Source organism: Alistipes sp. An31A (assembly GCF_002159425.1).
Lineage (GTDB): Bacteria > Bacteroidota > Bacteroidia > Bacteroidales > Rikenellaceae > Alistipes > Alistipes excrementigallinarum.
This window is the reverse complement of sequence record NZ_NFIO01000003.1, coordinates 318,461-336,366: the sequence shown is the minus strand read 5'-3', so window position 1 is coordinate 336,366 and position 17,906 is coordinate 318,461. Positions and strand designations below refer to the sequence as shown.

General features: G+C 62.4%; 18 protein-coding genes. 13 read left to right on the top strand and 5 right to left on the bottom strand.

The window, feature by feature from the left end:
* Positions 1–195: 195 nt before the first annotated feature.
* Together B5F90_RS04995 and purB are read right to left on the bottom strand one after the other, a co-directional pair.
* Positions 196–1,815 (bottom strand): hypothetical protein, encoded by a 1,620-nt coding sequence (locus tag B5F90_RS04995; protein WP_087361697.1) that lies wholly within the window; start codon positions 1,813–1,815, stop codon positions 196–198.
* An 872-nt stretch (positions 1,816–2,687) separates the two neighbouring features.
* Positions 2,688–4,034, bottom strand: coding sequence for an adenylosuccinate lyase (purB, locus tag B5F90_RS04990; protein ID WP_087361696.1), 1,347 nt, complete (start codon positions 4,032–4,034; stop codon positions 2,688–2,690).
* A 220-nt stretch (positions 4,035–4,254) separates the two neighbouring features.
* Here purB and B5F90_RS04985 point away from each other — a divergent pair, with 220 nt between their 5' ends.
* The 4 genes from B5F90_RS04985 to gap all read left to right on the top strand — a co-directional run bounded on the left by B5F90_RS04985 (position 4,255) and on the right by gap (position 7,773).
* On the top strand, positions 4,255–4,662 hold the full coding sequence (locus tag B5F90_RS04985; protein WP_087361724.1) for a DUF4834 family protein: 408 nt from the start codon (positions 4,255–4,257) through the stop codon (positions 4,660–4,662).
* Positions 4,663–4,887: 225 nt separating this feature from the next.
* Positions 4,888–5,631, top strand: a complete 744-nt coding sequence (locus B5F90_RS04980) for an ABC transporter permease (RefSeq protein ID WP_087361695.1) — start codon at positions 4,888–4,890, stop codon at positions 5,629–5,631.
* Complete coding sequence (locus tag B5F90_RS04975) at positions 5,628–6,383, top strand: ATP-binding cassette domain-containing protein (RefSeq protein WP_087361694.1); 756 nt, start codon at positions 5,628–5,630, stop codon at positions 6,381–6,383. The genes B5F90_RS04980 and B5F90_RS04975 overlap by 4 nt, the downstream gene beginning before the upstream one ends.
* A gap of 373 nt (positions 6,384–6,756) precedes the next feature.
* Positions 6,757–7,773, top strand: a complete 1,017-nt coding sequence (gene gap / locus B5F90_RS04970; protein WP_087361693.1) for a type I glyceraldehyde-3-phosphate dehydrogenase — start codon at positions 6,757–6,759, stop codon at positions 7,771–7,773.
* Positions 7,774–8,333: 560 nt separating this feature from the next.
* Here the strand turns inward: gap and B5F90_RS04965 are convergent.
* A complete protein-coding gene (locus B5F90_RS04965; RefSeq protein ID WP_087361692.1) occupies positions 8,334–8,747 on the bottom strand; it encodes a hypothetical protein in 414 nt (137 codons plus the stop codon).
* Between the two features lie 414 nt (positions 8,748–9,161).
* Here B5F90_RS04965 and B5F90_RS04960 point away from each other — a divergent pair, with 414 nt between their 5' ends.
* The 8 genes from B5F90_RS04960 to B5F90_RS04925 all read left to right on the top strand — a co-directional run bounded on the left by B5F90_RS04960 (position 9,162) and on the right by B5F90_RS04925 (position 15,873).
* On the top strand, positions 9,162–9,824 hold the full coding sequence (locus B5F90_RS04960; RefSeq protein ID WP_343213194.1) for a DUF177 domain-containing protein: 663 nt from the start codon (positions 9,162–9,164) through the stop codon (positions 9,822–9,824).
* 51 nt (positions 9,825–9,875) lie between these two features.
* Entirely contained in the window at positions 9,876–10,061 is a 186-nt protein-coding gene (gene rpmF, locus B5F90_RS04955) for a 50S ribosomal protein L32 (protein WP_019131261.1), read from the top strand.
* Between the two features lie 220 nt (positions 10,062–10,281).
* A complete protein-coding gene (locus B5F90_RS04950) occupies positions 10,282–11,238 on the top strand; it encodes a phosphate acyltransferase (protein ID WP_087361690.1) in 957 nt (318 codons plus the stop codon).
* A 19-nt stretch (positions 11,239–11,257) separates the two neighbouring features.
* A complete protein-coding gene (locus tag B5F90_RS04945) occupies positions 11,258–12,262 on the top strand; it encodes a beta-ketoacyl-ACP synthase III (protein ID WP_087361689.1) in 1,005 nt (334 codons plus the stop codon).
* A 127-nt stretch (positions 12,263–12,389) separates the two neighbouring features.
* Positions 12,390–13,067 carry a response regulator transcription factor gene (locus tag B5F90_RS04940; protein WP_087361688.1) on the top strand — a complete coding sequence of 226 codons (678 nt, stop codon included), beginning with the start codon at positions 12,390–12,392 and terminating at the stop codon, positions 13,065–13,067.
* Positions 13,064–14,341: a HAMP domain-containing sensor histidine kinase gene (locus tag B5F90_RS04935; RefSeq protein ID WP_087361687.1), complete on the top strand. Its 1,278-nt coding sequence runs from the start codon at positions 13,064–13,066 to the stop codon at positions 14,339–14,341. Before B5F90_RS04940 ends, B5F90_RS04935 begins: the two co-directional genes overlap by 4 nt.
* Before the next feature lie 195 nt (positions 14,342–14,536).
* Positions 14,537–14,980, top strand: a complete 444-nt coding sequence (locus B5F90_RS04930; RefSeq protein WP_087361686.1) for a PepSY-like domain-containing protein — start codon at positions 14,537–14,539, stop codon at positions 14,978–14,980.
* 62 nt (positions 14,981–15,042) lie between these two features.
* Positions 15,043–15,873: a PepSY-like domain-containing protein gene (locus B5F90_RS04925; protein WP_239307743.1), complete on the top strand. Its 831-nt coding sequence runs from the start codon at positions 15,043–15,045 to the stop codon at positions 15,871–15,873.
* A 156-nt stretch (positions 15,874–16,029) separates the two neighbouring features.
* Here the strand turns inward: B5F90_RS04925 and B5F90_RS04920 are convergent, their stop codons facing one another.
* Positions 16,030–16,500: a YqaA family protein gene (locus tag B5F90_RS04920; protein ID WP_199792082.1), complete on the bottom strand. Its 471-nt coding sequence runs from the start codon at positions 16,498–16,500 to the stop codon at positions 16,030–16,032.
* A gap of 498 nt (positions 16,501–16,998) precedes the next feature.
* On the opposite strand from B5F90_RS04920, the gene trxA reads away from it, so the two are divergent.
* The gene (gene trxA / locus B5F90_RS04915; protein WP_343213193.1) at positions 16,999–17,364 is read left to right on the top strand and encodes a thioredoxin; all 366 of its coding nucleotides are present in this window, start codon (positions 16,999–17,001) and stop codon (positions 17,362–17,364) included.
* Between the two features lie 104 nt (positions 17,365–17,468).
* Here trxA and B5F90_RS04910 read toward each other — a convergent pair whose 3' ends face one another.
* Positions 17,469–17,879 carry a secondary thiamine-phosphate synthase enzyme YjbQ gene (locus B5F90_RS04910; RefSeq protein WP_087361683.1) on the bottom strand — a complete coding sequence of 137 codons (411 nt, stop codon included), beginning with the start codon at positions 17,877–17,879 and terminating at the stop codon, positions 17,469–17,471.
* Positions 17,880–17,906: the final 27 nt, after the last annotated feature.

The window sequence follows — 17,906 nt, the reverse complement described above, 5'->3', positions numbered from 1 at the left end:
CATGCCGCACCCCCTGTCTCTTCTCTTCCGCCGCTGCCCCGGACTGCATGACCGGGCCGCACGGAAAAACGGCGGCCCCGCCTGTTGCGGAGCCGCCGTGCGGCGTTTATACCCGGCGGGAGGCTGTCGTGCCGTGCGCTACGACCGGAGGCGGCGTGCCCCTCCGGGGGCGGCTACGGCCTTTCAGCCGCGGGGTCAGCGCTTGTCGTACATCTCAATCGCACCCTCGTAGGTGCCCTCGATGCGGTAGCCCTTGCTCGTCTTGAGCTTGACGTCGAAACTGTAGGTGTCGCCCGTGCGGGTCACGGTGACCGTTCCCGAGCTGGCGAAGCCATAGGTCGAGACCCGCTCTTCGGAGTACTCTTCGCAATAGGTACCCAGCGGCATGGTCGAGTCCAGGAAGCTCTCCTCGTAGCCCGGTATGAGCGTCAGCGCCGCGTTGGTGTCGGCGACGGTGTAGGTTCCCTCGACAATCTGTGCGTCGTCACCCGTGGCGACCAGGAAGTCCACCGAGAGCTTGTGGCCGGCGTCGAGCAGGTAGTAGTAGCCGTCCGAACCGCCGGGTTCGACGTCGTAGAGTTCGACGGTGCACTGGTCGGTCGTCTCGTCGTTGTTGTAGTACTTGGCGATGGCGCGCACGAACGACATGCCGGTGAGCTCCTTCTCGAGCGGCGGGAGGTTCTGCTCCTGCTCCTCCTCGCGGTTTTCGAGCGTCAGCGGACCGGTGTAGCTGCCCGTGAACTCCTCGCCGTCGGTGGTGACCAGCGAGGCGGTGATGGTGTAGGTGCTGCCCGAGAGGCGGACGTCAATCGTACCCTCCTTGAACTCGATTTGGCGGATGCCGCCCTTGCCGTCATTGACGGTGCCGCGGGTCTTCTCGGGGTCGAAGGTGCGCAGGCTCTTGCTCGTGGCATATTTGTAGGTGCCCTGCGTGATTGCGGGGTCGCCCGAGAGCGGTTCGAAGTAGTAGAGGTCGATGCTCAGCGTACGGCCTGCACCGGTAGTGGTGTAGATGCCCTCCTGTTCGGTCGCCTCGCCTTCGGAGAGGACGACGTAGTACTCGGCGTAGTTGTAGCCGGCCGGTACGCCGTAGTAGAAGCCGGCTACCTGACGGTCGAAGGTGGCGGGAGCCGAGGCATCGAACCCCGTGGTCATCTCGATGGTGACCACCTCGGAGCGTTTCGAATCCTTTTCGCCGACGGCCGCAATGAGGTACGTGGTGGCGGGGGTGAGCTCGTTGACCGTGTGCGTGCCGTCGCTCTCGACCGTCGTGCCGCTCCGGAGAATCTCCTCGGCGTCGGGCGTCTGCCCCTGCTTGGGGTTGGCGATGAGCAGGTAGGCGGCGCGGGCGCAATCCTGCATCTCGAGCGAGAAGGAGAGGCTCGTGGTCGTCGCCTCGCCGGGCGTCAGCTTCACGGCGGGCTCCGCGTCGGAGGGCGCCGTCGTGGCCGAGGCTGTGGCGACCGAACCGAGGCGGTCGCCCTGCATGGCGACGGCCGAGATGGTATAGGCGGTTTCAGGCAGGAGCCCGTCGACGGTCACCGTCTGGGACTGGCTCACGGGGATGCCCTGAGCCGCGAGCGTCTCGGCCGAAGGTGCCGATTCGGTTGCGGGAAGACAGAGGTAGAAGGCCTTCTCGGCATCGCGGAGCGTGAGCGCGAAGGTGAGCCGGTCGCTCTGAGGGGTGATTTCGCCGATGGCGACGGAGGGGGTTCCGCCCGACGGTTCGGTCTTGTCGTCGTTGCACGAAGCCAATGCGGTCAGCGACACCAGCAGCAGGGCTCTGCCCAGGAGCGAAAAGAGGATTTTTTTCATGGTGATGAGGGGTTAATTGGGTTTTGGGTTGTTGGTTAACAAAAGCAAGGTAGCTGTTTTACAATGAAAAAGCAAATTTTTCGGGTGCGGTTTTTCTGTTTCGGCCCGCCAGCCGCCTCCAGGGCCGTTCGGCACCTGTCGGCACCTGTCGGCACGAAAAAAGGCGGCAGGGAGTCTTCACGACTGCCTGCCGTCCCCGAAGGTTTCCCTTCTGAAAACTACTAACCCAAACTTAATAAATGAAGAAACCTCGCTGCGGTTGCTTAAGCCGCAGTCGTGAAGAGTGGGTGCAAATCGCGTGCAAAACCCGATGCGTGCGCCGCCTTTTCCGGGTGCGGAGGGGGCTGCGGGTGCGAATGCGCCCTTGTGGACGACGAATGCGCCCCGCGGAGCAATGGACTGAAGGACTTTTCCCGGGGCCGTGTTGTCGGCTGTGCTTTTCAGACCGGTTTGCCGGGTGTGTTCCCGGCCTCGTGTCCGGGTGCTTTTTTCGGGACGGTCTTCCGGCAGCTGCCGTTTCCGGGCGGAGCGGGGGTATCCGGAGCCGGCGCGTGTCCGGCGGCGATGCGCCGTTGAGGCCGGTTCCTGCGGGCCGCCGCCCGACAAGCCGCCGCCCGATAAAAAAAGGCGGCAGGGAGTCGTCGCGACTGCCTGCCGTCCCCGAAGGTTTCCCTTCTGAAAACTACTAACCCAAACTTAAATAAATGAAGAAACCTCGCTGCGGTTGCTGCTCCGCAGTTGCTTCGGTAAGGGGCAAAGCGCATGCCAAAAGAGAGCCGCCGGCGGAATCGGTTCCGTCGGCGGCTCTTCGCTTCATCATTCGGTCTGCGGCGCCTATTGCGGAACCCTCCGCTCCTGGCCGCGCCTCTGGGCTAATGGAATACGCCCGTGTAGGTCATCGGTGTGAGGGCACGCAGTTCGCGCTTGACCTCCTCGCGCACGTCGAGTGCGTCGATGAAGGCGGCAATCGACTCCCGCGTGATGTGGGTGTTGGTGCGCGTGAGGGCCTTGAGCGCCTCGTAGGGCTTCGGGTAGCCTTCGCGGCGCAGAATGGTCTGGATGCCCTCGGCTACGACCGCCCAGTTGTTCTCCAGGTCGCGCTCGAGCGCCTCGCGGTTGAGGATGACCTTGTTGAGACCCTTCATGAGCGAACGCAGGGCGATGATGGTGTGGCCCATCGGCACGCCGATGTTGCGCAGCACGGTCGAGTCGGTCAGGTCGCGCTGCAGACGCGAGACGGGGAGCTTGCCCGAGAGGTGGGCGTAGATGGCTCCGGCGATGCCGAAGTTGCCCTCGGCGTTCTCGAAGTCGATGGGGTTGACCTTGTGGGGCATGGCGCTCGAACCCACCTCGCCGGCCTTAATCTGCTGCTTGAAGTACTCCTCCGAGATATACATCCACATGTCGCGGCAGAGGTCCGTCAGGATGGTGTCGATGCGCTTGAGATTGTCGAAGATGGCCGCCAGGTTGTCGTAGTGCTCAATCTGGGTGGTGTACTGCGAGCGGCTCAGCCCGAGCTTCTCGCCCACGAAGCGGTTGGCGAAGGCGACCCAGTCGTAGTCGGGGTAGGCCGCATGGTGGGCGTTGAAGTTGCCCGTCGCGCCGCCGAACTTGGCCGGCACGGCGATGTCGTGCAGCATGGCGAGCTGCTTCTCGAGCCGCTCGACGTAGACCATGAACTCCTTGCCCAGCGTCGTCGGCGAGGCGGGCTGTCCGTGGGTGCGGGCCAGCATCGGCACGGCGTGCCACTCCTGGGCCATGGCGGCGAGCTTGTCGCGCACCTCCTCGATGGCGGGGTAGTAGACCCCGGCGAGCGCCTCCTTGAGCGAGAGGGGAATAGCCGTATTGTTGATGTCCTGCGAGGTGAGGCCGAAGTGGACGAACTCCTTGTAGCGCTCCAGACCCAGCGCATCCATCTTCTCCTTGAGGATGTACTCGACGGCCTTGACGTCGTGGTTGGTGACCGCCTCAATCTCCTTCACGCGCTCGGCGTCGGCCGGCGAGAAGTCGCGGTAGAGGGCGCGCAGCGCGTCGAACTTTGTGTGGTCAATCTCCGCAAGCTGCGGCAGCGGAAGCTCGCACAGCGCGATGAAGTACTCCACCTCGACGCGGATGCGGTACCGGATGAGTGCCTGCTCCGAAAAATAATCGGCCAGTTTTTCCGTTACATTACGGTAGCGGCCGTCGATGGGCGAAATGGCAGTGAGTTTGTTGAGCATGGGTATCTGTTGTTTTTTGGGTTTTCGGCGATGTCGTTTCGGGCGTCCGGGCCGCGGGGCGGCGGCCGCCGCCTGAGGAAGCCGATGCACGGCCGCTTGTACGGAGGTGCCGGCCTGCGGGCGGCGCAGCCCGATTTCCGGCACCAAATTTACGACATTTAATTGAATTACGCATAATTTTCCTACCTTTGTAGGGTTGAAGAACTTATATTTCGAAACGATGGGATTTCTGACCGCAATCATAGACGCGCTGGCCGAATTCGTGCGGCGCAACCCGATTTTCACGCTCATTGTCGTGGTGCTGGCACTCACGGCGCCCGCCCTTCTGAAGGGCATCGCCCTCTTTGTGCTCTACCTCGTGCTGGGCTTTCTGGTGCTTGTCTTCCTGGTGTCGCTTCTCTTCAGATGGCGCATCCGCCGGGTGCAGCGTCAGATGGAGGAGCAGTTCGGTGCGGGCGGCTTCGGCGCCGGTTACGGCAGCGGGCGCGGAGCCCGTACCGAGGGGAGCAGCCGGCAGCAGGAGGGCGAGGTGAAGGTCTACCGCACGAGCGAAACGCCCGAGAAGCGGGTCTCCGAGGACGTGGGCGACTACGTGGAGTTCGAGGAGACGAAGGGGCCGCGCGCATAGGCAGTCGCGTAGGCGGCGTACGAAGCTTCGGCGCGCCGGGGCTGACCTCCGCCCTGCTGCGGGGCGGAGGACTGGAGCAACGCTCCGTTGCGAAGCCGCCGGCTGGGTCCGTGCGGCGGCGATTGCGCCTCCCGAGGCAAATCTTCGGCCGGATTTGTTGGGCACTTGCCCGATAATTTCGTACCTTTGCGCCATCGGATTCATTCATTCAAAATCGATAGCCCCTTGTTGCAGCTCTTCGAATATATAGGCCGCTACTTCCAGCTGATGGGCAAGGTCTTCTCCCGCCCGGAGAAGGCCGCCATCTACCGCCGGCGCATCATCTACGAAATGGAGGCGCTGGGGTTGAACTCCATCGGTCTGACGGCCATCATCTCGGTCTTCATCGGCGCGGTCATCACGCTGCAGATGTGCATCAACCTCGACTCGCCCTTCATTCCGCAGTCGCTCATCGGCTATGCCACGCGCGAGACGATGATTCTCGAATTCTCGTCGACGGTCGTGGCGCTCATCCTCTCGGGCAAGGTGGGGTCGAGCATCGCTTCGGAAATCGGCACGATGCGCATCACCGAACAGATTGACGCGCTGGAAATCATGGGCGTCAACTCGGCCTCGTACCTCATCCTGCCCAAAATCGTGGCGGCGGTCCTCTTCTTCCCCTTCCTGACGATTCTGAGCATCGGTATCGGCGTGGCGGGCGGATGGATGATTGCCTGGGCGACGGGCATCATGATTCCCGACGACTACATCGAGGGCCTGCTGCTCGACTTCAAGCCCTACTCGATTGTCTACTCGCTCATCAAGACGGCCGTCTTCGCCTACATCATCACCTCCGTCTCGGCCTTCTACGGTTACTACGCCAAGGGCAACTCGCTCGAGGTGGGCGCCGCCTCGACGCGCGCCGTGGTCGTGAGCTCGGTGGTCATCATGATATTTAACCTGATTCTTACGCAGATTCTGCTGATATGATACGCGCCGACCACATCACCAAGACGTTCGACGGCCGGACGGTGCTCGACGACATCACGGTCGAGTTCGAGACGGGCCGCACCAACCTCATCATCGGGCGCAGCGGCTCGGGCAAGACCGTGCTGCTCAAGAGCCTGGTGGGGCTGCACGAGGTCGATTCGGGCTCCGTGTGGTACGACGACGTGAACTTCACGCAGCTGGGCTTCCGCGAGCGCAAGCGCATCCGCAAGGACATCGGCATGATTTTCCAGGGCGGGGCGCTGCTCGACTCCTCGACGGTCGAGGAGAACGTCAAGCTGCCGCTCGACCTCTTCACCGAGCAGTCCGAGCGCGAGAAGCTCGAGCGGGTGAACTTCTGCCTGCAGCGCGTGCGGCTCGAGGATGCCAACCGCCTCTACCCGGCCGAGCTCTCGGGCGGCATGATCAAACGCGTGGCCATCGCCCGCGCCATCGTGCTCAACCCCCGCTACCTCTTTTGCGACGAGCCCAACTCGGGCCTCGACCCCCAGACCTCGATTGTCATCGACAACCTGATTCACGAAATCACGCGCGAATACAACATCACCACCATCATCAATACGCACGACATGAACTCGGTGATGGAAATCGGCGAGAAAATTGTATACATCCACGAAGGACGCAAGTGGTGGGAGGGGACCAAGGATGAGATTCTCCAGGCCGACAACCGCGAACTCAACGACTTCGTCTTCGCCTCGGCCATGGCCAAGCGGGCCAAGGAGGCGGCACGCTGAGGCGGGCCGCGAAACGGGGAGGGGGAGAGCGTGCGTCCCGTTGAGGCGTGGATGCGCTCCCCGCGGGCGTCTGTCCGCTCGCTGGCCCCGCCGGGACGGTCCGCAGCGGCCGTTGCGGGGTGACAGCCGGCTGCCGGAGAGTGCAAGTGAAGCCGGTTGTCGGTTGCCGGAGGGCGGTTGTGGGACCGATTGCCGGCTGCCGGAGGTCGCGTGTGCGGCCGATAGCCGGTTGAGGTGCTCCCCGCAGGCGACCGGCCGCCGGCCGAGGGACCAAAAAAAATGATTTTTATTTGCGTAATTTTGCCAAAGTGTGTAATTTTGCGCTCGGAAAATAAAGGATGTTTTCAGTTATTAACCAATAAATCAAAAAACTATGTCTCAGATTAAGATTGGTATCAACGGCTTCGGTCGTATCGGTCGTATGGTTTTCCGTGCTGCCTGCACGCAGACCGACAAGTATGAGATTGTCGGCATCAACGACCTCTGCCCGGTAGACTACCTGGCTTACATGCTCAAGTACGATACGATGCACGGCCAGTTCAAGGGCACCATCGAGGCTGACGTCGAGAAGAGCCTGCTGATTGTCAACGGCCACGCCATCCGCGTCACCGCAGAGAAGGACCCCGCAAACCTGAAGTGGAACGAGGTAGGTGCCGAGTACGTAGTAGAGTCGACCGGTCTGTTCCTGACCGAGGAGAAGGCCAAGGCTCACCTTGCAGCCGGTGCCAAGTACGTCGTAATGTCGGCTCCCTCGAAGGACGCTACCCCGATGTTCGTATGCGGTGTGAACACCGACACGTACGCAGGCCAGAAGATTGTTTCGAACGCTTCCTGCACCACGAACTGCCTGGCTCCCATCGCCAAGGTGCTCAACGATAAGTTCGGTATCACGGACGGTCTTATGACCACCGTTCACTCGACCACGGCAACGCAGAAGACCGTAGACGGTCCCTCGATGAAGGACTGGCGTGGCGGTCGTGCCGCTTCGGGCAACATCATCCCCTCGTCGACGGGTGCCGCCAAGGCCGTAGGTAAGGTTATTCCTTCGCTGAACGGCAAGCTGACGGGTATGTCGATGCGTGTTCCGACCCTCGACGTATCGGTTGTCGACCTGACGGTCAACCTGGCTAAGCCGGCCAAGTACGAGGAGATTTGCGCCGCCATGAAGGAGGCTTCGGAAGGCGAGCTGAAGGGTGTTCTGGGCTACACGGAGGATGCAGTCGTATCGTCCGACTTCCTGGGCGACCCCCGCACCTCGATTTTCGACAAGGCTGCCGGTATCGCTCTGACCGACACCTTCGTGAAGGTCGTTTCGTGGTACGACAACGAGTGGGGTTACTCGAACAAGGTGCTCGACCTCATCTCGGTCATGAAGGCCTACAACAAGTAATCGAACTCCGATTCGATAATCGGGAGGCTCCGGAGAACCGGAGCCTCCTTTTTTTGTGCCTGCGCGGAAGGGCATAGGTGGCTTCGGAGGTTGTTGGAGGGCGTTGGCGGGAGTGGGTGGAGAGGGGAGGCGGATGCCGGGTTTCTTTTTTTGTGCCGGTGCAGGGGGGCAGACGGGTTTGGCAGGAGCGGAGTTCCCTGGCTGTGGATGGGATGTGTGGAGCGCGGCGGATGCGGCGTCTCCTTTTTTGTGCCCGTTCCGGCCGGTGCGGACGAGTTTTCGGGCCGATGGTGAGCGGAGTCGCTGCGATGCGGCGTCTCCTTTTTTGTGTCCGTTTCGGCAGGTGTGGGCAGGGTGTTTTTGGGATGGGTGGGATGGATGCGTTGGATACGGCACCGCGCTGAATGTGGAGAGGCGGGACGGAATGGTTAGCCGGGGCGCAGCGGACGAATGGGGGCTTGCTCTGCCCGGAAGGGTAGCGTGCGGCGCAAAAGCCCCGAACCGACAGACCCGGCGTGGCCCGTTATAGCCCGGCAGGGGCCGATGCCCTCTCCGTATGGTTACTCCACTCCGGCGGCCGAGACCTTCAGCTCGATGGAGGCTCCCGACCACTGATTGATGGTGCGGCGCTCCTTCAGCAGTCGCTTCCCGTTGCACTCGATGAGCAGGTCGAGCGGAAAGGGCTTCGTGGCCTCGATGTCGTTGCTTGCGGGCAGCGTGTGGGGGATGATGTAGATGTAGAGCAGCAGATGGTCGCAGACCGGGGCCTCGAGCACCGCCCGGCGGTCGGGCGTTATGCCGGAGGGGGGCGTCGTGAGGTTGCTCCCCACGTCGGCTACGCGCGACTCGGCCGTCGTGAATCCGATGCGGTTGCCCGCCGGGCCGAAACAGCCGCACATGAGTTCCACGTTGTAGCGCCACCACTCCTCGTAGGGGCTGCTCACCTCGATTCGATACCCTTTTTCCGTTGCCATCCTTGCAGTTCTTATTCCGGGAACAAAGATACGAAAAGGCAAACGCAAAAATTCCTGCTCGCATAAGATTTTTGCCCGGTGTTCCGGCTTCCCGGCTTCCCGGCCGTCCGCTGTCCCAGCGTTCCGGCCGTCCGCTGTCCCGCCAAACTCCGGCCCGGGAGCGCCAAAGCCCCATCCTGCTTCCACCCTCCGACCACCGGAGCCCCACCGGAATCCCATCGGAGCTCTATCGGAGTCCCACCGGAAACCCTGCCGAGGCTGCCGGAAAGGGACGGCGGGCCGTTTTGCTCCATCCGCCGCCCCTTTGCGGGCGGCATCCGTCCCCCGGCGTCGGCAGCCCCGCAATGCAAAACTCCATCAAAATCTTTGCAATTCTCTGAATTTTTAGTAACTTTGCGCACTAAATACGCTCAGATGGAGGTTCGAATGGACGATACGAAAAGGTTCGTGATTGCCTACAAAGGGTTGAAACCGGGGCAATACACGTTCCATTTCGAGGTGGACGGCGGGCTCTTTGCGGCCTACGAAAACTCCGAAATCAAGGACGGACACTGCCGGGTCGAGGTCGTGATGACCCGCCTGGAGCAGCTGCTCGACCTCGATATCGCCATTGCCGGAAGCGTAGTGGTTGCCTGCGACCGTTGCCTGGAGGATTGCGAGATTCCAATCGACTATCGCGGCCACCTTGCCGTGAAGTTCTCGGACGAGGTGCAGGAGTACGACGGCGAGGTGCTCTGGCTCTCCCCCTCGGAGGGCGAGGTGGACCTTACGCAGTACATCTACGAGAGCATCGTCCTTGCGCTGCCCTACCAGCGGGTGCATCCCGAAGGAAAGTGCAACCCCGAGATGATGGCCCGCTTCAGGATTGTCTCGGGCGAGGAGTTCGCCGCGCTGGAGGCCGAAGCCGAGCAGCAGGCGCCTCCCGAGGGCGAATGGGCCAAGCTGGCCTCGCTCAAGGAGCGCATGGAGCGCGAGGAGTTGGAGGCGCAGGAGGAGGCTCTGGCCGAGGAGCTCACATCCGAGGCGGAGGAGTGCGAGGAGGCCCTGGCCGACGGGGATGAAGAGAAGAAACTGTGAAAGAAGCAGAAAAGAAAAAGGATACGTTAAACTTATAATTCATACAGTAAAATGGCACATCCTAAACACAAAATCTCGTCGACGCGACGTGATAAGAGAAGAACTCACTACAAGGCCGTAGTTCCTACGGTGGTTACCTGCTCGAACTGCGGTGCAGCCGTGCTCTACCACCGGGTTTGCCCCGAGTGCGGTTTCTATCGCGGAAAGCTGGCTATCGAGAAGAAGGCCGCTGAATAGGCGGCGGAAAAAGAGTGCATTGCGGACAATGCCCTCTTTTTTCGCAAGATAAACGCCCCGTCGGAACGGTACGGGGTGGGCGTGTCTCCGTCGCGGACCGGTTTTTTGCAGTCGGGTCGCGGTGGTGCGCGTTGCGTCCTGTGAGGATTCTTCGGGGAGACGCGGCGCCGGGCGTCGGGAGCTCCCGCAAACAATGAAGTTCAACCAAATCTTGGGAACTATGTTAAAGATTGGTGTAGATGCCATGGGCGGCGATTTCGCCCCCGAGGCTGCGGTCAAGGGAGCCGTCATGGCCCTCGGAGAGCTCGGCGCGGATTGCCGCATCGTGCTGTTCGGCGACCGCGAACGGATTCTGGCCGTCCTGGCGGCCGAGGGATGCCCGGCCGAGAAGTTCGACATCGTACCCACCACCGAGGTTATCGAGATGGGCGACCATCCGGCGAAGGCCTTCCAGACGAAGACCGATTCGAGCATCACGGTGGGCTTCGGCTACCTGGCCAAGGGCGCGATTCAGGGCTTCGCCAGCGCAGGCAGCACGGGCGCGATGATGGTCGGCTCGATGTATGCCGTCAAGCCGATTGAAGGGGTCATCCGTCCGACCATCTCGTCGGTCGTTCCGACCATCTCGGGCCGTCCGACGCTGCTGCTCGACGTGGGGCTCAACGTGGACTGCAAACCCGAAGTGCTGGCGCAGTACGGCGTCATTGGCTCGATTTACGCCGAGGCCGTGCTGGGCATCGAGTCGCCGCGCGTGGCGGTGCTCAACATCGGCGAGGAGGAGGCCAAGGGCAACGCCCAGACGAAGGCCACCCACGAGCTGATGAAGGCCGAGGGCGAGGCGGGCAAGTTCCGCTTCGTGGGCAACATCGAGGCTTCGTACATCTTCACGGGCAAGGTTGCCGACGTGATTGTCTGCGACGGTTTCGTGGGCAATACGGTGCTGAAGATGGCCGAAGGGCTCTATCGAATCAACAAGGCTCTGGGTGTGGACAACCCCTTCTGGAACTCGATGAACTACGAGATGGTGGGCGGCACGCCCGTGCTGGGTGTCAACGCTCCGGTCATCATCGGCCACGGATGCTCGACGCCGTTGGCAATCAAGAACATGATACTCTCGACCGTACGGTGCGCCGAGGCGGATTTGACGGGCAAGCTGAAGAGTGCGTTTAACAACTAACCATTAAAGAAAATTATCGATGGCAAAGATAACAGCTGCGATTACGGGTGTCGGCCAGTACCTGCCGGATTACATCCTGACGAATGAAGAATTGAGTAAGATGGTCGACACCTCCGACGAGTGGATTATGTCGCATATCGGCGTCAAGACGCGCCACATCCTCAAGGGCGAGGGCGTGGGCACCTCCTACATGGGTGCGCGCGCCATCATCAACCTGCTGGACAAGACCGGCGTTGACCCGATGGACATCGACCTGGTGATTTGCGCCACGGTGACCCCCGACATGTTCTTCCCCTCGACGGGCAACCTCATCGCCGACCAGGCGGGCTGCAAGAACGCCTTTGCCTACGACGTGTCGGCTGCGTGCAGCGGTTTCCTCTTCGCACTGACCACCGGAGCCAAGTTCATCGAGACGGGCTCGTGCAAGAAGGTGGTGGTTGTCGGCGCCGACAAGATGTCGTCGATTGTCGACTATACGGACCGCTCGACCTGCCCGATTTTCGGTGACGGTGCGGGTGCCGTGCTGCTCGAGCCCAATACGGAGGGGCTGGGCGTCATCGACGAGATTCTCCACTCGGACGGCTCGGGCGAGCTGCAGCTCTACATGAAGGCGGGCGGTTCGCGCTATCCGGCCTCGATTGAGACGGTGCAGAACAACTGGCACACGATTACGTGGGACGGCCACGCCGTCTTCAAGGCTGCCGTTTCGAAGATGGCCGACGTCTCGGTTGAGATGATGGAGCGCTACAACCTGACGGGCGACGACATCCGCTACCTGGTGCCTCACCAGGCCAACCTGCGCATCATCGACGCCACGGCGCGCCGCATGGGCATCACCAAGGACAAGTGCATGATTAACATCGACCGCAACGGCAACACCACGGCCGCAACGATTCCGACCTGTCTGTACGACTACGAGAAGGAGCTGCGTCCGGGCGACAACCTCATCCTGTCGGCCTTCGGCGGCGGATACACCTGGGGCGCCATCTACGTGAAGTGGGCCTACGACGGTTCGAAGGCCTGAGCCACGACCCAATCGATTTGAATGCAGGAGCTCCGGAAACGGGGCTCCTGCGTCGTTTTCGGCGGGACGTTTCAGTTCCCGTTCGGAATTCAGCGCTATCTTTGCAGAAGAATAAACTGGGAATACGATGAAACTGCTGATTGTCGAGGATGAACCCTCGTTGCGTGAGATTATGGTGCGGACGCTCCGCGGCGAGCGTTACGTGGTGGAGGAGGCTGCCGACTACGCCTCGGCGCTGGCCAAGCTGGAGGACTACGACTACGACTGCATCCTGCTCGACATCATGCTGCCGGGCGGCAGCGGCCTGCGGCTGCTCGAGCGGCTCAAGGAGTTGCGCAAGAGTGCGGGGGTGATTATCATCTCGGCGCGCGATTCGCTCGACGACAAGGTCGAGGGGCTCGAGCTCGGGGCCGACGACTACCTGGCCAAGCCGTTCCACCTGGCCGAGCTCTCGGCCCGCATCCGGAGCGTCATCCGCCGCCACCAGCGCGACGGTCTGGAGAGCCTCGACGCCGGCAACGTGCGCCTCTTCCCCGACCGGCAGCGGGTCGAGGTGGCGGGCCGCGAGGTGGAGCTGGTGCGCAAGGAGTACGACATCCTCCACTACTTCATGAGCCGTCCGGGGCGCATGGTCAACAAGGCGACGCTGGCCGAGGCGGTCTGGGGCGACCACATCGACCAGAGCGACAACTTCGACTTCGTCTACGCCCAGATGAAGAACCTGCGCCGCAAGCTGGCCGACGCCGGGGCCGATATCGAACTGAAGTCCATCTACGGCTTCGGCTATAAACTCGTCACGCGATGAAGCTCATCAACCGCATCATCCTCCACATCTCGTGGGTGCTCACGCTGCTGCTGGCGGCGTGGGCCTCGCTCTTTTACTTCGCGATGGTCGACGAAATCAACGACGAGGTCGACGATTCGCTGGAGTTCTACTCCGAGATGCTCATCACGCGTTCGCTTGCCGGCCGCGAGCTCCCCTCGTCGAGTTCGGGCAGCAACAACAGCTACTACCTGCGCGAGGTGACGTCTGACTATGCCGACTCGCACCCCAGTGTGGCCTACAGCGACGAGGAAATCTACATCCCCGAGATGGAGGAGAGCGAGCCGGCCCGCGTGCTGCGGACCATCTTCGAGGACCGTGACGGGCGGCTCTTCGAGCTGACGGTCCTCACCCCCTCGTTCGAGAAGGATGACCTGCTGGAGACGATTCTCTGGTGCATGGTGTGGCTCTACCTGCTGCTCCTGCTGACCATTCTGCTGGTCAACGTGCTGGTGCTCCATCGGATTCTGCGCCCGCTGTACGCCCTGTTGCGTTGGCTCGACAGCTATACGGTAGGCCGCGCCAACGAACCGCTGGACAACGACACGCGTGTTCCCGAGTTCCGCCGGCTCAACGAGGCGGCCATCCGCAATGCGGCGCGCGCCGAGTACCTCTTCGACCGCCAGAAGCAGTTCATCGGCAACGCCTCGCACGAGATGCAGACGCCGCTGGCCGTCTGCCGCAACCGGCTCGAGATGCTGGTCGACACGACCGAGCTGAGCGAGGAGCAGATGGGCGAAATCTTCAAGGTGCAGCAGACGCTCGACTATCTGGTGCGGCTCAACCGCTCGCTGCTGCTGCTCTCGAAAATCGAGGGCGGGCAGTTCCCCGAGTGCGAACAGGTCGACTTCAACGCTCTGGCGCGCCGTGCGGCGGCCGATTTCGGCGAGCTCTATGCCGCGCGCCGCATCCGCATCGAGCTCCGCGAGGAGGGTGCGCTGCACTTCCGGATGAACCCCTCGCTGGCGGCCAGCGTGGTGAACAACCTGCTCAAGAACGCCTGCGTCCACGGCGGCGAGGGGGGCGAGGTGGAGGTTACCCTCACGCGCCGCAGCCTGCGTGTGGCCAACACGGCGACGGGCGGACCGCTCGACGGCGAGCACATCTTCGAACGCTTCTACCAGGGAACGAAGAAGGAGGGTTCGACCGGGCTCGGCCTCTCGATTGTCGATGCCGTCTGCCGGCTCTACGGGCTCCATTGCTCCTACGCCTTCGTCGGCGGGCGCCACACCTTTACCGTCGATTTCCCGCAGTAGCCGGCGGCCCCTGTTTCGGAAACTTTGCCCCGGCAACGGATGAATGAACCGTTGCCGGGGCATTTTTTTGGCCGTTCTGTACTTTTTTTTCGAAAAAAACGACAGGTTGTTCGCAATTTCAAATTCATTTCAGGTTTGCTTCCCAACTTTGCATCGTGATTCAGTGACAAACTCCGTAAAACAGATTCCGACGATATGAAAAAACTGGCATCCCTTTTGGCTCTGGTGCTCCTCCTCGCGGGAGCGACCCCCGCTCTGGCGGGCGACGACCGTCCCATTGCCTATGAGAAGCTCCCCGCCGCGGCGCGGCAATTCATCACCGCCCACTTCGCCGATACGCGCCTCTCCTATGCGAAGGTCGACTCCGAGTGGTGGGACACCACCTACGAGGTGGTCTTCATCGACGGCCGCAAGGTGGAGTTCGCGCGGGACGGCTCGTGGCGGGAGGTCTCGTGCAAGTACGCCGAGGTCCCGGCCGGGATTATCCCCCCGTCGATTCGCGACTACGTGGCCTCGTCCCACCCCGGACAGAAAATCATACAGATTGAGCGCGACCGCCGCACCTGCGAGGTGAAGCTCGACGGAGGTCTTGACCTGACCTTCGATCGCGACTACCGCCTTATCGGCATCGACGACTGATGCCACCCCTGTAACACACCAAACAACAAATCAACAACCGAAAACAAAAAACGATTGCACTTATGAAACTTGGATGGATTTTGATGACGCTTGCCTCGGCCGTTGCGCTGGTGGGCTGCGACAAGAAAGACGATGCGGTGCAGGTGCCGGCACAGGTAGAGACGGCATTCCACGCGATGTACCCCAACGCGACCGACGTACGCTGGAGCGGCCGGAGCGGCTACATGGTGGCCGACTTCCGCGAGAGCGGCGTAGCCAACTCGGCGTGGTTCGACCACAGCGGCGGCTGGCACATGACCGATACCGATATTCCCTATCAGGCGCTTCCCGAGGCGGTGAAGGCCTCCTTCGAGGCGAGCGAGTACGCAACGTGGCGCATCGAGGAGGTGGAGAAGGTGACCCGTACCCGGCTCGAGACGCTCTACGTCATCGAGGTGGAGCAGCGTGAGGCCGAGATGGAGCTCCACTACTCGGAGGACGGCGTGCTGCTCAATGCCGTGGCCGACGACGGCGACCATTACAACGACAACCTGCTGCCGCAGCAGCTTCCCGCCGAGGTGACCTCCTTCATCGAGCAGCGTTATCCCGGGGCGCGCATCCTCGAGGCCGAGCGTGAGCGCGGCATGCTCGAGGTCGACATCATCGACGGCCGCACGGCCCGCGAGGTGGTCTTCGACAGCGCCAACGCATGGCTCCACACCCAGACCGAGGTGCGCCGCAGCGAGCTCCCCGACGCCGTGCTTCAGGCCTGGCAGCAGTCCGAGTACGCCTCCTACGAGCTCGACGACATCGCCTACTACGAGGCTCCGACGGGCGACTACTACGAGCTGGAGCTCGAGCGCGGCGACCGCGAGGTGAAGCTCCGCATCGCAGCCGACGGCACGATGCTCTGACGTTCGGGCCGCAGGGGAGGAGCGCGCGCGGCGCAGCCTCGGCTGCGAGGGGCGCATGACCCCCACTCCGGTATCGGATGGATTGAAGGAGGCAGGGACTGACCCTGCCTCCTTCAATGCGTGAAGAGGATGTGACGAGGAACTGCCGCCCGCCGCTCAGAAGAGGGAGGCGACTCCCTGGAACGAGGCCAGAATGACGACGTAGCGCAGCAGCTTGCCCACGAACATCGAACCGGTCGTGAGCCAGAGGTTGGCATGCATGAGTCCCAGCACGATGGCAATCGCCTCGCCCACGTAGGGCAGGAAGCCGAAGAAGCCCATCAGCGCCCCGCGCCCCGCGAGTATCCGGCGCGCCTTGTCGAGCTGCTTTTCGCTCACGCCCAGACGCTCAATCCATTCGCTGCGCCCCAGCGTACCAATCCAGTAGCAGCTCATGCCGCCCAGCGTGTTGCCCACCGCCGCGGCGGCCAGACACCAGAGCGGGTCGAGCCCCATCCGCACGAGGATGATGAGCACCGCTTCGGAGCTGAAGGGCAGGATGCTTCCGGCGACGAAGGCTGAGAGCAGCAGCCCCCAGTAGCCCCAGTCGGCGAGCAGTTGTGTGAGTGTATCCAGAAAAGCCTCCATCGGTCGTTGTCCTTGTGCCGGAGCCGGCCGCCCGTTGGGCGGTGCGACGCCTCCGGTCCGGCAAAGATAGCGCTTTTTCGGCGGAGTGCGGCATCCGGAGCACGTCGTTGTTGTCCGGTTCGGGTTCGGTCGGGTTGTAGCTGGTCGGGTTCAGGTCCGGGTCGATTCAGGTTCGGGTCCGTTTCGGGCCCGGTCGGGTTCAGGTCCCGGACTGGAGCGCTACCGGCGAAGGGTCGGCAGAGTTGGCGGCAAGGGGGCGCATGCGGAGCCTTTCGGTGGGCGGTCGCGCTGCTCCTCGCACGCTCTTTGCATACCCTCTGCCTGTGGGGTGCCGCCCGTTCGGCCGCCGCACAATAAAACGAAACGGAACACCGTTATAATTCGCACACAACCCGAATTATGAAATTAGGAACATTAATACGAATCACGATGGTTGCCGGCTCGCTTCTGGCCGCTGCGGCAACGCAGGCCGGCAATCCTCAAAACGAACGGAAAACTATGGCAGTAACACATTTGACGGGGGACGATTTCCGCACGAAAATCTACGATTTCGAACGCAATCCCGGCAGTTGGAAATTCGAGGGCGACAAACCCGCACTGGTTGACTTCTACGCCTCGTGGTGCGGTCCCTGCAAGATGCTGGCCCCGATTATCGAGGAGCTCGGCGAGGAGTATGCCGGCCGGGTCGACATCTACAAGGTCGACGTCGACGAGCAGCAGGAGCTGGCGGCGCTCTTCGGCGTGCGCAGCATTCCGACGCTGCTCTTCATCCCCCGCGACGGGAAGCCGCAGCTGGCGCAGGGCGCCATGCCGCGTGCCGAGCTGCGCCGGCTCATCGACCAGCTGCTGCTTGGCGGCAAGTAGGCCGGCAGCCGCCGTTTGGGCGGGCAGCGCATGAACGCCGCGCATGAAAAAAGGGATGCACCCCGCAGGTTGCATCCCTTTTTCGTGTGTGGAACCGAGGCCGGTCAGCCGATGAGCGTTGCGACGATGTGGCGGCCGCGGGCCCCGTTGCGGAATTCGCAGAGGTAGACGCCCTGCCACGTTCCGAGGTTGAGCCGGTGGCGCGTGACGGGAATCGTGAGCGACACTCCCGCAAGCGTCGACTTGGCGTGGGCCGGCATGTCGTCGTCCCCCTCGAGCGTATGGGTGTAGTAGGGCTCGCGCTCGCGCACCAGATGGTCGAACACGGCGTCGAGGTCGCTCCGCACGTCGGGGTCGGCATTCTCGTTGAGCGTCAGGGCCGCCGAGGTGTGCTGCAGAAAGAGGTGCAGCAGCCCCGTCTCGGGCAGCTCTCCGAGCTGTGCGGCAATCTCGTCGGTGACGAGGTGCATGCCCCGCCGCCGCGGCCGCAGCGTGAATTCAACCTGGCGTATCATCGCTCCGAGGGGTGTTGAGGCGTTCGG